Annotated in this window: 13 protein-coding genes; 6 read left to right on the top strand and 7 right to left on the bottom strand. The window is 43.8% G+C overall.

Going from position 1 to position 14,250, the window contains the following annotated elements; genetic code table 11:
* The first annotated feature begins 6 nt into the window (after positions 1-6).
* The 3 genes from hscA to pepB all read left to right on the top strand — a co-directional run bounded on the left by hscA (position 7) and on the right by pepB (position 3,630).
* Entirely contained in the window at positions 7-1,854 is a 1,848-nt protein-coding gene (hscA, locus tag K1M91_RS14225) for a Fe-S protein assembly chaperone HscA (RefSeq protein ID WP_232802708.1), read from the top strand.
* 1 nt (position 1,855) lies between these two features.
* Entirely contained in the window at positions 1,856-2,194 is a 339-nt protein-coding gene (fdx, locus tag K1M91_RS14220; RefSeq protein WP_232802707.1) for an ISC system 2Fe-2S type ferredoxin, read from the top strand.
* A gap of 146 nt (positions 2,195-2,340) precedes the next feature.
* Entirely contained in the window at positions 2,341-3,630 is a 1,290-nt protein-coding gene (gene pepB / locus K1M91_RS14215; protein WP_232802706.1) for an aminopeptidase PepB, read from the top strand.
* 98 nt (positions 3,631-3,728) lie between these two features.
* Here pepB and K1M91_RS14210 read toward each other — a convergent pair whose 3' ends face one another.
* A complete protein-coding gene (locus K1M91_RS14210) occupies positions 3,729-4,601 on the bottom strand; it encodes a GGDEF domain-containing protein (RefSeq protein ID WP_232802705.1) in 873 nt (290 codons plus the stop codon).
* Between the two features lie 141 nt (positions 4,602-4,742).
* On the opposite strand from K1M91_RS14210, the gene K1M91_RS14205 reads away from it, so the two are divergent.
* Positions 4,743-6,692 (top strand): cation:proton antiporter, encoded by a 1,950-nt coding sequence (locus tag K1M91_RS14205; protein ID WP_232802704.1) that lies wholly within the window; start codon positions 4,743-4,745, stop codon positions 6,690-6,692.
* A gap of 33 nt (positions 6,693-6,725) precedes the next feature.
* Here the strand turns inward: K1M91_RS14205 and K1M91_RS14200 are convergent, their stop codons facing one another.
* The 6 genes from K1M91_RS14200 to K1M91_RS14175 all read right to left on the bottom strand — a co-directional run bounded on the left by K1M91_RS14200 (position 6,726) and on the right by K1M91_RS14175 (position 12,346).
* Positions 6,726-7,847 (bottom strand): patatin-like phospholipase family protein, encoded by a 1,122-nt coding sequence (locus tag K1M91_RS14200; protein WP_232802703.1) that lies wholly within the window; start codon positions 7,845-7,847, stop codon positions 6,726-6,728.
* A gap of 177 nt (positions 7,848-8,024) precedes the next feature.
* Positions 8,025-9,740 (bottom strand): proline--tRNA ligase, encoded by a 1,716-nt coding sequence (locus K1M91_RS14195; RefSeq protein ID WP_232802702.1) that lies wholly within the window; start codon positions 9,738-9,740, stop codon positions 8,025-8,027.
* 81 nt (positions 9,741-9,821) lie between these two features.
* Complete coding sequence (gene tsaA, locus K1M91_RS14190) at positions 9,822-10,538, bottom strand: tRNA (N6-threonylcarbamoyladenosine(37)-N6)-methyltransferase TrmO (protein WP_232802701.1); 717 nt, start codon at positions 10,536-10,538, stop codon at positions 9,822-9,824.
* A complete protein-coding gene (gene rcsF / locus K1M91_RS14185) occupies positions 10,531-10,902 on the bottom strand; it encodes an Rcs stress response system protein RcsF (RefSeq protein ID WP_232802700.1) in 372 nt (123 codons plus the stop codon). Before rcsF ends, tsaA begins: the two co-directional genes overlap by 8 nt.
* Positions 10,903-11,025: 123 nt before the next feature.
* The gene (locus K1M91_RS14180) at positions 11,026-12,066 is read right to left on the bottom strand and encodes an NADP(H)-dependent aldo-keto reductase (RefSeq protein WP_232802699.1); all 1,041 of its coding nucleotides are present in this window, start codon (positions 12,064-12,066) and stop codon (positions 11,026-11,028) included.
* 49 nt (positions 12,067-12,115) lie between these two features.
* The gene (locus K1M91_RS14175; RefSeq protein WP_232802698.1) at positions 12,116-12,346 is read right to left on the bottom strand and encodes a hypothetical protein; all 231 of its coding nucleotides are present in this window, start codon (positions 12,344-12,346) and stop codon (positions 12,116-12,118) included.
* 155 nt (positions 12,347-12,501) lie between these two features.
* Here K1M91_RS14175 and K1M91_RS14170 point away from each other — a divergent pair, with 155 nt between their 5' ends.
* On the top strand, positions 12,502-13,509 hold the full coding sequence (locus tag K1M91_RS14170) for an NAD-dependent epimerase (protein WP_232802697.1): 1,008 nt from the start codon (positions 12,502-12,504) through the stop codon (positions 13,507-13,509).
* 42 nt (positions 13,510-13,551) lie between these two features.
* Positions 13,552-14,109: a D-glycero-beta-D-manno-heptose 1,7-bisphosphate 7-phosphatase gene (gene gmhB / locus K1M91_RS14165; RefSeq protein ID WP_232802696.1), complete on the top strand. Its 558-nt coding sequence runs from the start codon at positions 13,552-13,554 to the stop codon at positions 14,107-14,109.
* Positions 14,110-14,250: the final 141 nt, after the last annotated feature.

Genomic DNA, 14,250 nt, shown 5'->3' with positions numbered 1-14,250 from the left:
TAGATTATGGCGTTACTTCAAATAGCTGAGCCAGGCCAAAGCGCTGCCCCTCATCAGCGAAAGCTTGCGATAGGCATTGATTTAGGTACGACAAACTCATTAGTTGCGAGTGTGCGTAGTGGTGTGGCTGAAACCTTAGTTGATGAATCAGGGCAGGATATCATTCCTTCAGTGGTGCATTATGCAGAATCGGGTATCTTAGTTGGCCGAGATGCGATGGGATTTGCAGTTAAAGATGCAGCCAATACCTTAGTTTCAGTGAAACGCTTAATGGGTAAATCTCTGGCCGATATAGAACAAAGCCAACTGCCTTATCATTTTGGTGAGCTTGACAGCATCTCAATCAAAACACGTCAAGGGGAAGTGAACGCCGTTCAGGTCAGCAGTGAAATTCTAAAAAGTCTATCGAGCACGGCAGTTAAGACCCTAGGAGATGAACTTAGCGGTGTGGTTATTACCGTGCCTGCCTATTTTGATGATGCCCAGCGTCAAGCGACTAAAGATGCTGCTATTCTCGCTAATTTAAATGTACTGCGTTTGTTAAATGAGCCAACAGCGGCAGCTATTGCTTATGGGCTTGATTCGGGTCAAGAGGGTGTCATTGCTGTCTATGACCTAGGTGGCGGTACCTTTGATATTTCTATATTACGCCTGCATAAAGGTGTGTTTGAAGTACTTGCTACCGGCGGTGATTCTGCTTTGGGTGGCGATGATTTTGACCATCAAATTGTTGATTGGTTGGCCGAGCAAGCAGGAATTCAGGGGCCATTCTCACACTCTTTACAGCGTGAATTAAAACAAGCCGCTTGTGATGCGAAGCAGGCGCTTTCAGACTCAGATGAAGTGATCGTAGCAGTCGATTCTCTTGAACTAAAAGTGACATTAACTCGTGACACGTTTGAGTCTTTAATTGCAGCCTTGGTAAAGAAAACCCTGCTGGCTTGTCGGCGTGCATTAAAAGATGCCGAGCAAAGTATTGCAGATGTACAGCAAGTGGTGATGGTTGGTGGCTCAACGCGCGTGCCTTATGTACGTGAAAAGGTCGGTGAATTTTTCGCAGCAGAGCCATTAACCAGTATCGATCCTGACAAAGTGGTTGCGATTGGTGCGGCTATCCAAGCGGACATTCTAGTGGGGAATAAGCCCGATTCAGAAATGTTGCTGTTAGATGTTATTCCTCTTTCACTTGGTATTGAGACCATGGGGGGATTAGTGGAAAAAATCATTCCGCGTAATACCACCATTCCAGTCGCTAAGGCGCAAGAGTTTACCACTTTTAAAGATGGTCAAACGGCAATGGCCGTTCACGTTACTCAAGGAGAGCGTGAAATGGTGGCTGATTGCCGTTCACTTGCTCGTTTTGAACTGACTGATATTCCACCGATGGCTGCAGGCGCTGCCCATATTCGCATTACTTTTCAAGTCGATGCAGACGGTTTACTCAGTGTAACCGCGATGGAAAAATCATCCGGCGTCCAAGCCCATATTGAAGTGAAACCTTCTTATGGCTTGGCGGACACGCAAATTGCCGATATGCTCAAAGATTCAATGGCTCATGCTAAGGAAGATATTCGCGCGAGAATGTTGATTGAACAAAAAGTAGATGCTGAGCGAGTTATCGAAACGCTTAATGCGGCTCTAGGGAAAGATGCTCAGACATTGCTTTCAGAATCGGAATTACAAGATATCAACCAAGCGATCGCGAGTCTTAAAGAAGCGGCCGCTGGTGATGATGAAAAACAAATTAAATTGGCGATCGACCATGTCGATCAAGCCACCTCTGAGTTTGCTGCTCGTCGTATGGATAGATCGATACGCCAAGCGCTTAAAGGACAATCTGTCGATAAGGTTTAGTATGCCAAAGGTTATTTTTTTACCCCATCAAGAGTTATGCCCAGAAGGCTTGGCCGTTGAAGCCAAACAGGGCGACAATATACTGGAAATTGCGCTGCGAAATGGTATTCACATTGAGCATGCCTGTGAAAAGTCGTGTGCTTGTACCACTTGTCATGTCATTGTTCGTGAAGGGTTTGACTCACTTGAAGAAAGTGATGAACTTGAAGACGATATGCTAGACAAAGCTTGGGGTCTTGAGCCTGAGTCACGTTTAAGCTGCCAGATTGAGGTTGCGGATGAAGACCTAGTGGTTGATATTCCTAAATATACCGTCAATATTGTGTCTGAAGGGCACTAATACAGCTTAGGTTTTGTTTTTAGTTACGAAAAGGGCGCTTCGCGCCTTTTTTATTGCCTTAAATTTAGTACATTTCGTTTATTCCTTCTCGTGACTCTAATCCTTCTGCTATGCTGCCTCTTTATGCGATTCTTAAAGAGGAAGTTATGTCTGTGCCTTTAGCTATTGAAATTTCAATGTCCGCTGCTCCAGAGCAATGGGGTGAATCTGCCCTGCTAAGTTTTCAGTCTGATCATGCCACTATTCACATAAATGAAGAGCAAGACATTATTAGACAAATTCAAAAAGCCGCTCGCAAGCTCGCAACAATGGGGATCCCTGAGATAACCTTAACCGGTGATCTGTGGCAAAGTGAGTGGCGCTGGGCAGCCAATCAAGGTTTTTATAACCCCAAAACCGGTGCTAATGTGAACTGGGGTGATGTCTCAGAGCAAGAAGCTTCACTGTTAGATACACGTAAACTTGCCACTGAGTGGGTGCGTGAAATGATTAATAAGACCCCAGAGGATCTTGGGCCGAGTCAATTAGCGTTACAAGCGGCGGAGTTTTTGTCTGAACTAGACAGTAAGCATATTACTTACCGTTTTGTTAACGGTGAAGAGCTGTTAAAGCAAGGTTATGTTGGTATCTACAACGTAGGCCGTGGCAGTGTACGTCAAGGAGCAATGCTGCAACTTGACTACAACCCAACGGGCAATCCGGATGCACCTTATGACGTGGCACTTGTAGGGAAAGGGATCACCTTTGATTCTGGTGGCTACAGCTTGAAAGGTAACGACGGTATGTCGGTGATGAAAAGTGACATGGGCGGCGCGGCAACCGTAACCGGCGCCTTAGCATTAGCGATCACTCAAGGGTTAAAAAAGCGCGTTAAACTATTATTGTGCTGCGCTGAAAACTTAGTCAGTGGCCATGCTTTTAAGTTAGGCGATATTATTCAATATAAAAATGGTGTTTCAGTTGAGATTTTGAACACCGATGCTGAAGGCCGTTTAGTGTTAGCCGATGGCCTAATTGTGGCTTGTGAGTTAAACGCTAAGGTGATCATTGATGCTGCTACGTTAACGGGGGCGGCGAAAATGGCAGTTGGACGTGACTATAATAGTATTCTAAGTATGGATGATGACTTAGTACATAAAGCTCTAACCTGTGCGCGTGAAGAAAATGAACAAGCTTGGCCATTGCCTTTGGCTCCTTGGCATACAGAGCAAATAGGCTCAGCCTTTGCGGATATTGCTAATTCGGGAAGTGCAGAGGGGACAGCTGGTGCAAGCACAGCAGCTGCATTTTTATCTAAGTTTGTCACGCACCCAGAGAAGAATTGGCTGCATTTTGATTTATCTGGCGCTTACCAAAAATCGCCAAATGATTTGTGGGCCGCAGGTGGTAAAGGTCATGGCGTTCGCACGATTGCCAAATTACTTCTTGAGTTATAGATGCTAGCGAAGGTATATCATTAATCAGCACTGTTAGCACGAAACACAAATACGAAAAAGCCCTTACCCAACAAGGTGAGGGCTGTCTAGATGTCACTCTATTTTCTTTTTTTATCTTTATACAAGGCAATGTCGGCTTTTCTAAATAGCTCAGTGGCAGACATAGTTCGATGCCAATTTACATGACCGATGCTGGCACTCAGCTTTAACTCGGTTAAAATTTTATCTGCCACTATCATTTTACGTAAACGTTGTTCAACTAGCTTGGTGGAATCTTGAGTTGTTGGCGTCAATATAATGGCAAACTCATCGCCACCTAAGCGAAAAGCCATATCGGAATGACGTACGGCTTTAGTCAATACACGAGCAAAAGCCGTTAATGCACTGTCACCTACTTGATGGCCTAAATTATCATTCACCAGTTTAAAGTCATTAAGATCGAGTAGCATTAATGCTAGCCCTTGATTAGCACGGCTACTGTGCTCAATTAATCGTGTAATACTTTCTTCATAATAGGCACGATTACCAATACCGGTTAAATGGTCTTTTAATGAAATAGCTTTAAGCTCAGACATTCTTAGGCAGTGCTGCAAGGGTAATAACAATAATCGATGTAATTCTTCTAATAACGACAGTGCCCTGTCATCTAATGGTTTTTCACAGCGATAGCTCATATGACCGAGCTGTTCATGTTTGCGGTCGTGGATTGCAAAGTTTTCAATATAGTCACTGCTTTTACGAAAGTCAGCAGTGAAAAAACCCTGTTCGGATTGGAAGCGAATGCCAATGAATTTAACAAACCTTGATGCTTGAGCAGCAAAATTGCGCATTAGCTCTTTCAGCTCTAGGCTCTGTTGCAGCGCTTCAAGAACTTCAAGTTTATCCTCGCTGCTTAAAATAATGTCACTGTTATACGCTATGGATAGACTTGTTGCTTCATTCAAGCTTGCTACTCTATTTAAATTATCCATATTTTCCTCATTGCCGAAATTACTATGCAAAATACTGGTTTTAAATAAGCAGAAAACGTGCCAGTTATTATTTTGTGTTCGGAAAGGTAAATAAGGAGAAATTGACTAACATTAAAACAACTAGTTAAGAGGAAAACCTGCTTGTTAGAGTTCGTTCTGTTGTTATTACTCGCTGTTATCAATGTGGCAATTTTCCGCCGTTTGGCCTTGCCTGCTATCCTTGCCTACCTGTTTACTGGCTTGCTCATTGGTCCATCCGGGCTGTCTTTCTTTGTTGATTTTCACGGTATGGACCTGATTGCGGAACTAGGCATTGCTTTCTTAATGTTCTCTTTGGGCCTAGAATTCTCTTTAGCTAAGCTTATTACCATGCGAGGTTTGGTGTTTGGGTTGGGTGGCGCTCAGGTTTTTTTATCCTCTATATTGTTTTTTATTGTGGTTCTACTCGCTGGGGTTTCTTGGCAGCAAGGGGTTGTGATTGCTGGTGCATTATCCATGTCCTCAACGGCAATTATAATTAAGCAGCTGGTTGAACAACAAAAAACTCATACTCGTCGAGGCCAGTTGGCGGTGAGTGTGCTGTTATTTCAAGATCTTGCCGTGATGCCTTTACTTATTGTGGTGCCTATTTTGGCGGTTCCAGTGATGAGTTCTGGTGAAATTGCGTTGTCACTCGTCATCGCGATGGGGAAAGGGCTAGTGGCGGTGCTATCGATATTAGCTATCGGGAAATGGTGTTTACCACGCTTGTTTCAAGAGATAGCCAGTGACCAGTCAGATGAGCTATTTGTTTTAATGACCTTACTTGTGGCGTTATTAGCTGGAGGCCTTACCCATATGCTTGGTTTATCAATGGCTTTGGGGGCATTTTTAGCGGGGATGATGCTTAGCGAGAGTCATTATAAGCACCAGTTGGAAGCGGATATTCGGCCTTTTCGTGATGTCTTAATGGGCTTGTTTTTTGTCACTATTGGTATGTTGATTGATTTAGCCGTGTTGGCCGAATTCTGGCTAGAGTTGATTGGCATTGTCGCAGTCTTGATGGTAACGAAAATGCTCATTGTGGCGTTATTAGCAAAGCTTTTAAAGCAGCGTAATACAGATGCTATTGCAGCGGGCATGATGCTGTGCCAAGTGGGCGAGTTTGGTTTTGTGCTGGTTGCCCTCGCCAACAAATATGATCTACTGAGTGCTACGCAGTCTTCGATTATTGTTGCCGTAGGGGTGATATCAATGGCTTTAACACCGCCCTTGGTTAAATATAGCCATAAGCTCAGTGTTGATCTTTTGCATAGCTCTGAAGCGTTACTGAAAAAGCGCAAACCTTTGCCTGGAGAATTCACCGATCATGTGATTATTTGTGGTTATGGTCGTGTTGGCCAAACTATTGCGCGCTTTCTAAAAACAGAAAACATTAGCTATGTGGCCCTTGATCGTGATCCTATGCGGATCAAAGAATCTGTCAGTGGTGGCGAATCAGTGGCATTTGGCGATGCTTGTCGCCGTGAAATTTTACTGATGCTAGGGGTCTGCAAAGCAAAACTGGTGATTATCACATTTCATAACCATAAAAAAACCTTGAGTATGTTGAATACGATTTCGTTATTAAATCCTGATGCTAAAGTTTTGGTACGCACCAAAGACGATAAAGATATTGTAGAGTTAAAAGCTAATGGTGCGGCTGAAGTGGTTCCAGAAGTGTTGGAAGGTAGCTTAATGTTAGTTTCTCATGTCCTGCTCATGTCTGGGGTGCCAATTTCCAAAATTATCAAAAAAATGCAGCAAGAGCGGGAAAATCAATATAAGCATTTACATAGTTTTTTTCATGGCGAAACCAGTGAAAATAAAGCTGAACATCAGAGCGAACGCTTACATGCGGTTACAATGTTACCTGGTTCATTGGCGATTGGTCGTGCTTTAGTTCAGTTGGAGTTAGCTAATGTTGAAATTATGGAATGGCGCCGCGATGGCAAAAACATCTTCGAAACGGCCGACCCATTTGAGATGATTGAGCAAGGCGATATTTTGTTATTGTCAGGTGAGAGTAAGGACATCGAAATTGCCGAAAATCATTTGTTAAATGGGCGTTAAGCGGCTCTGCTACTATTGATTAAAGATCGACAGTTACTCGAATAAGAACGATTGTAATGATGCCATTTGGTTATGGCAGTCCTGATAGCCGAGTTGGATCAGCTCTCTAGTATAGTTTTGCTCAAACATTAAATATGACGTCAAAGTTGATTGGCTACCTTTTTTAATGCCGAGACTGCGTAATAATAATTTCACACTTAATGGTAAGGCATCATAATGTTTATCGGCGATATGATTAAAGCCCTGACTGGGCTTGATGACAAAGCTTTCAATGGTTTGTAGTTGCATTGGATGTTGTTGTGCTTGCTCAAGCAGAGCTAAGGTGCTGTTAACGCGATTAAGGCGCTCTAAATCGGAGTTGAGTGTATCGGTAAAAATAGTATCTAATAAGTGCCCTGAAATTTCTGAAATATTCGGCACATGGCGGGGAGCATTAGGTTTTATCCTCGGTTGCTCTAAACTGATCACCAGAATTTTTTCAGCGCCGAGATGAATAGCAGGACTCAGTGGAGAAAGTTGATGTACTGAGCCATCACCATAATAATCCTGTCCTATTTGGCACGGCGGAAAGAGCAGCGGAATGGCGGATGTTGCCAGTAGGTGCTCTGCATTTAAAATGGCATTGACGCCTTTTCGTTTGGCACGCTGCCATGGTTGATGATTACCATTAGATTGAAAAAAGCTAATGGAATCCCCTGTCGTATAATCTGAAGCAGTTATTGCGGCAGCGTTAAGCGCGCCAGAAAGAATATTGCGGTCAATTCTCTCAAATTCCATATATTGATTAAGTAGCTCTCGCAGTGGTGTATTGTCGAGTAATGAAAAGCCCGGTTTGTATGCATAATCGGCTTGGAAGCTGGCACAAAAGTTACGCAGCATTTTCGCGCTGAGTTGTAGCATGTCTGTTTGGTAAACTTGATTGGTGCGAAAATTTCGCCACATGAAGTCGAGTTTTTTCACTCCAAGCCTAAAACAACTGGCGTAGCAGGCAAGTGCGGCAATATTGATGCCACCTGCGGAAGTGCCACACAGAATATTAAAAGGGCTATGGTGGTTTCTTGGGTAAAGCTCGGCTATGGCTTTTAAAACCCCTACTTGATAGGCCGCGCGCGCGCCGCCACCGGTTAATAATAACGCGCAAGATTTTGTTTTCATGTCTTTAGCTTAGCTTTATTTACCTAAGTATATGAAAGTTTTACGACTAATATTTATAGATAAGTGTCTTGAAGCTGGCAGGGCATATGGGGGGGAGTAGTAGGTTGCCATAATATGTTATTCAACAGGCATTAAAAAAGGGCGCACTAGGCACCCTTAGAAAGTTTAATAGTGAGCTTATTTGAGCGCAGCAAGAATTTTATCGACGACAGCGTCAACCGCCACTTCTTCTTTCTCGCCGCTGCGACGGTTTTTGTATTCAACCAGTTGATTGTCTAAGCTACGGTCGCCGATGACAATCGCGTGAGGAATGCCACATAGCTCCATGTCTTTAAACATAACGCCCGGGCGCTCTTTACGATCATCAAACAATACATCAACGCCAGCTTCAGTGAGCGCTTGGTAGAATTGTTCTGCTACTTCGGCTACGCGATGAGATTTATGCATATTCATTGGAATAATCGCAACAGTAAACGGCGCGATAGACTCAGGCCAGATGATACCGGCGTCATCGTTATTTTGTTCAATCGCTGCCGCAACAATACGAGAAACGCCAATACCGTAACAACCCATGGTCATCACTTGATTTTTACCTTGCTCGTTTAACACCGCGGCGTTCATTGATTTAGAGTAGTTGTCTCCAAGTTGGAAGATATGACCTACTTCAATACCACGAGCGATAGATAGCACACCTTGGCCACATGGGCTTGGATCGCCAACCACCACATTACGTAAATCAGCCACTTCTGGCTCAGCGGCATCGCGGCCCCAGTTGATACCAAAGTAATGTTTACCGTCTTCATTGGCCCCAGCACCGAAGTCACTCATTGCGGCAACACTGCGATCGACTACAACAGGAATAGATAATTTAACAGGGCCGAGTGAGCCTGGGCCTGCGCCCACGGCGGCGCGAATTTCTTCTTCAGACGCAAACGTTAATGGTGATGCGACATGCTCTAGTTTTTCAGCTTTGATTTCGTTGAGCTCATGATCGCCGCGCACAAGTAGTGCAATTAAGTTATGCTCAGACTCTTCATCCGCTTTTACGATTAAGGTCTTAACTGTTTTTTCAATCGGCAGCTCAAATTGAGTAACTAATTCTTCAATGGTTTTCGCATTTGGCGTATCCACTAATTCCATTGTTTTAGTGGCTGCTGCGCGAGGCTCTGTTGGTGCTAGCGCTTCAGCTTTTTCGATGTTCGCCGCGTAGTCACTGGCATCAGAGAAAACAATGTCATCTTCACCGCTTTGAGCTAATACGTGAAATTCATGTGACGCACTGCCGCCAATACTGCCCGTGTCGGCAATAACAGGGCGGTATTCGAGACCAAGGCGGTCAAAGATGCGGCAGTAAGCATCAAACATGACTTGATAGGTTTTTTCTAAACATTCCTGTGAGGTGTGGAATGAGTAAGCATCTTTCATGGTGAATTCGCGTGCACGCATTACACCAAAACGTGGGCGAACTTCGTCACGAAATTTGGTTTGTACTTGGTACAAGTTCAACGGTAACTGCTTGTAGCTAGAAACTTCTTTACGGACCAGTTCTGTGATCACTTCTTCGTGGGTTGGACCGAGGACAAAGTCGCGCTGATGACGGTCTTTAATGCGCAGTAATTCAGGACCAAACTTCTCCCAGCGGCCTGTTTCGTGCCAAAGATCAGCGGGTTGAACCACTGGCATTAATATTTCGATAGCGCCAGCTCGGTTCATTTCTTCACGAACAATTGTTTCTACTTTGCGTAATACGCGTAAACCAGTGGGCAACCAAGTGTATAAACCAGAGGCCAGTTTACGAACCATGCCGGCGCGGAGCATAAGTTGATGACTGATGACTTCAGCATCGCTTGGGGTTTCTTTCACTGTTGAAAGTAAGTAATTACTGGTACGCATGTTAATCCTGTTGATTCTTGTTGTTTTAAAAATATTGCCAGAGTTTACCAGTGCTAGGGGAGCCAGCAAAGGGGTATCTACTTAGGGCGAGGTCGTGGTCGCGATTTCTAATACTTGATTCGTGTTTGCTATTACGCGCCAGCTGATATTTAGATCATATAAGCTCATGGCGTAGGTTTTTTCATCGGGTTTATTTTTTTTGTAAGCCGGCCTTGGATCTTGTTGCAGAACTTGCTCAATGAATAATGGTAATTCAGGGTATTGATTTGAGAGCTGCTTCAATTGCTGCTGCGCTAAGGGCGCAAACTCAACCGCCATCATGTCGCTTTCATTTGGTTGGCTAAAGCCTGTTTGTACCCCTGTTAATGAATCGGAGTAGGGTAAATATGGCTTGATATCTAGGATTGGTGTGCCGTTGAGTAAATCCAGCGCGCTAATCTGTAAGTAGACTTGCTTGCCTTCCCGATAAACCCCCTCATTTCGCACAACTGACATACCAATAGGGTTGGGGCGAAACGTTGAGCGAGTAGCAAATACCCCCATTTTCTCATTGCCGCCAAGACGAGGCGGGCGGACCATAGGCTTCCAACCTTGCTCCATTGTCTCGTGGAATACAAAGATCAGCCAAAGGTGGGATGAACGCTCTAATCCCTTTAAAGTGTCAAGGTTATTACAGTGTGAACTTAATTTGATACGGCCTTTTGCTGCAGGCACTAAGCCTGGCTGGCGAGGGATGGCGAACTTTTGCTGGTATGGCGACTCGATAATGCCTATTTGATTGAAGACAAACTCACTCATCTGGCTCGGCTACTTTGATTGCTTGGCCATAACATAAGCTTGCAGCAAGACAGATATCATCGGATGTTTCGATACACCGCGTAAAAATAATACCATTAGCTCCTGCATCAGCGGCCGCAAGGCGTGCTTGAGTACGAGCATCAGCAAGGGTTGGCTTGGGCTCATTAGCTTGCTGTTGGCAAACCGACCCCTCAACAGTTGTTAGGTGGATATAGTTGAGAGTTTCTAACTGTGCTTTGTCATAGACAGTTACTTGTGAAGGTTTAAAGTATTGGTCAAAATTTTCTTTGTCAACGTTACTGTTAAAGCTGTATTGACTACAACCTACGAGAAGTAATGGGGTCAGTAAAATATAAGCGCGCATGGAAGCCTACTGCAATGAAATATGTAGCATTTAGTGTACCAAAGATAATTCAATGCCGGGAAGTAAGATAGTGACAGATTTGAAAAAATAGCCTTAGTCGATATATCAACTAAGGCGTTCTATTTACGGACAAGGGTTTGGCTGGCGCTGGAAGATCTGGTTTATTTCATTAATCACTTCATCACTCAAAGTGACATCTATGCTACTAATGTTGGTTTCAAGTTGCGCCAAAGTGGTTGCGCCGATGATATTCGCCGCCACAAACGGCTGTTGGTTAACAAAGGCAAGGGCCATCACACTGGGGTCCATTTCCAAGTTTTGAGCTAATGACACATACGCTTGCGTTGCTTGTTCCGCTTGCGGGTTGCTGTAACGCTGGAAGCGTTCAAATAATGACAGCCGAGCACCTGTCGGTCGTTGTCCGTTGAGATATTTTCCAGAGAGCACCCCGAAAGCAAGGGGAGAATAGGCTAATAACTCTACGCCTTCACGTTGAGAAAACTCTGCCAAGCCTTGCTCAAAAGTGCGGTTGAGCAAATTATAAGGGTTTTGAATGGTGACAATCTTCGGTAGGTTGTGTTTTTCTGCCAACCGTAAATATTGGGCTACGCCCCAAGGCGTTTCGTTAGATACCCCGATATAGCGAATTTTTCCTGCCTGTACTAGCTCTTGCAGTGCTTCCAGTGTTTCGATGATGGGGGTATAAGTTTCTTGTTCGGAATACTGATAGTTAAGTTGACCAAAAAAATTGGTTCGCCGTTCTGGCCAGTGAATTTGGTATAAATCGATGTAGTCTGTTTTTAATCGGGTTAGGCTATCATTTAAGGCTTGATGAATATTGCGTCTATCAAGAGCCATGTTGCTACGGATAGAAATGCCGCGCCCAGTAGATGGCGCAGCAACCTTAGTGGCGAGTATTATTTGATCTCGTTGCTGGGTCTTATTGAGCCAGTTGCCTATATATTGCTCCGTTAAGCCTTGCGTTTCGCCGCTTGGTGGCACGGGATACATTTCGGCAGTATCAATAAAGTTGATTCCTTGGGTGAGAGCGTAATCAAGTTGCTGATGGGCTTGTTGCTCGGTATTTTGTTCGCCCCAAGTCATGGTACCCAAACAAATCTTACTTACTTCTAAGGAGCTGTGTGGAATTTTGTGATATTTCATTGGCTACCGCTAATTTAAGTGAGATGAATTCGTTACATGTGTGGATTGACTATATATCAATGCAGTTGACGTCAATAAAGCCAATAGCATTTGCTTGGGAAGTTGCCATTTCTTGGCTATTAAAGCAGGACTCCCGCCCAACGGCATTGGTGAGGATCAGACCTTCTCCCGCTGCATTTCTGCAATCGACTATCCAGCCATTGCCTTGAGTAGCAGGGATCACATTGGCTTCAATTAGTTCATTGTTTTGATATAGCTGTTTTAATCCAGACATGTCCATAAAATTTCCCTTTAATGATTAACACACATTCATTTATAGCAGAAACAAAGAAAGTAAGGGAATAGGCAAAAACTCAACTTATCGCTAGAATGAGAGCCATACTCAATAATAATGAAATAGGCTCATGCCCAATTACGGGTTCAAGGGACGATCGAATGAAAGTATTAGTAACAGGCGCAGCAGGATTTATTGGTAGCTATACGAGCTTACGCTTGCTAGCAGATGGCCACCAAGTGGTTGGGTTGGATAATCTCAATGATTATTATGACCCACAATTAAAGTACGACCGTCTAGCAAGGCTAGAAGGTAAAGACGGCTTTAGATTTGTGAAACTTGATTTACAAGATAGAGAAGCCATGGCGGAGTTGTTTGCGCAAGAGCAATTTGACGGTGTTATCAATTTAGCCGCTCAAGCCGGCGTTCGATATTCATTAGAAAACCCACACTCTTATGTAGACTCAAATATAGTTGGCTTTGTTAATATTCTAGAAGGCTGTCGTCATCACCAAGTTAAGCATCTGGTTTATGCGTCATCAAGTTCGGTCTATGGCCTTAATACCCAAATGCCATTTTCAGTCGAGCACAGTGTCGACCATCCGGTTTCTTTATATGCAGCAACGAAAAAATCAAATGAGCTAATGGCGCATACTTACAGTCACTTATTTGCATTGCCGACCACGGGATTACGTTTTTTTACCGTTTATGGTCCATGGGGACGACCAGACATGGCGCTGTTTTTGTTCACTAAAGCGATTATGGAAGGTAAGCCCATTAATGTATTTAACTATGGCAAAATGCAGCGTGATTTTACTTACATCGACGATATTGTTGAAGGCGTGGTTCGCTCACTGTATAAAGTGCCACAAGCGAATGCGGCTTGGACACCGGAACACTCCAGCCCCGCGCAAAGCTCTGCACCATATCGTGTTTACAATATCGGCAATAATCAGCCAGTGCAATTAGGCTATTTTATTGAACAAATTGAAAAAAGCCTCGATATGGAGGCGAAAAAGAATATGATGCCAATTCAACCTGGTGATGTGCCAGCAACATTTGCTGATATCGATGCCTTGATTGAAGATGTAGGTTATAAGCCGACGACTTCAATTGAACTTGGGATCAGTCAGTTTGTTGATTGGTATCGTGATTATTATCAACAATAGATTATTGGTTTCTGTCCTGTTTTAGTAATGAAGGAAATATGTGTGTCTAAACCTGCTGTATTTATAGATCGTGATGGTGTGCTTAATGTTGATCACGGTTATGTCTATGAAGTGGATGATTTTGAGTTTGTTGAAGGGGCAATAGAAGCTTGCCAAGAGATAAAACAAAAAGGCTACTTATTAGTTTTGGTAACCAATCAGTCAGGGATCGGTCGTGGCTATTATAGCGAAGACGACTTTATGAATTTGACTGAGTGGATGGATTGGTCTCTTGCTGACAGAGACGTAGATCTCGATGGCATCTATTACTGTCCACATCATCCAGAAGCAACAGTTGAAGAATACAAACAAGTGTGTGAATGTCGTAAACCTGCTCCGGGGATGCTGCTCACTGCAACCAAAGAGCTAGGTATCGATTTAGCCAATTCATATTTTGTTGGTGATAAAACGGCAGACATACAGGCTGGCATTGCGGCTGGCGTTGGTACTAATGTATTGGTTGAAACGGGTAAAGCGTTAACTGAAGAAGGTTTAGCACTCGCTAATGGCAAATATGCTGATTTAGCAGCATTTGCCAGCACCTTAGTGAAGATAAAGTAAACGCATTGTTTGTTTTTTGAGTGATTAATAGAAAAGTGTGAAAAACTTCAAATAAAGTCTTGCACCAGAATCGAATCTCCCTATAATGCGCAACCACTGAGACGGCACAGCGCAAGGCGCAACGCAACATCAGGTGGTTAA

It is taken from the genome of Motilimonas sp. E26, from assembly GCF_021278025.1.
Taxonomy (GTDB): Bacteria; Pseudomonadota; Gammaproteobacteria; order Enterobacterales; family CBDFNC01; genus Motilimonas.
The sequence above is the reverse complement of the archived record's forward strand: the minus strand, read 5'-3'. Positions and strand labels throughout refer to the sequence as shown.

Bases quoted from the DNA above. Each gene is read 5' to 3' on its own strand.
- K1M91_RS14180 (WP_232802699.1), bottom strand. From the start codon at position 12,066: ATGAAATATCACAAAATTCCACACAGCTCCTTAGAAGTAAGTAAGATT.
- K1M91_RS14200 (WP_232802703.1), bottom strand. From the start codon at position 7,847: ATGAAAACAAAATCTTGCGCGTTATTATTAACCGGTGGCGGCGCGCGC.
- K1M91_RS14175 (WP_232802698.1), bottom strand. From the start codon at position 12,346: ATGGACATGTCTGGATTAAAACAGCTATATCAAAACAATGAACTAATT.
- tsaA (WP_232802701.1), bottom strand. From the start codon at position 10,538: ATGAGTGAGTTTGTCTTCAATCAAATAGGCATTATCGAGTCGCCATAC.
- K1M91_RS14170 (WP_232802697.1), top strand. From the start codon at position 12,502: ATGAAAGTATTAGTAACAGGCGCAGCAGGATTTATTGGTAGCTATACG.
- K1M91_RS14195 (WP_232802702.1), bottom strand. From the start codon at position 9,740: ATGCGTACCAGTAATTACTTACTTTCAACAGTGAAAGAAACCCCAAGC.
- fdx (WP_232802707.1), top strand. From the start codon at position 1,856: ATGCCAAAGGTTATTTTTTTACCCCATCAAGAGTTATGCCCAGAAGGC.
- K1M91_RS14210 (WP_232802705.1), bottom strand. From the start codon at position 4,601: ATGGATAATTTAAATAGAGTAGCAAGCTTGAATGAAGCAACAAGTCTA.
- pepB (WP_232802706.1), top strand. From the start codon at position 2,341: ATGTCTGTGCCTTTAGCTATTGAAATTTCAATGTCCGCTGCTCCAGAG.
- rcsF (WP_232802700.1), bottom strand. From the start codon at position 10,902: ATGCGCGCTTATATTTTACTGACCCCATTACTTCTCGTAGGTTGTAGT.
- hscA (WP_232802708.1), top strand. From the start codon at position 7: ATGGCGTTACTTCAAATAGCTGAGCCAGGCCAAAGCGCTGCCCCTCAT.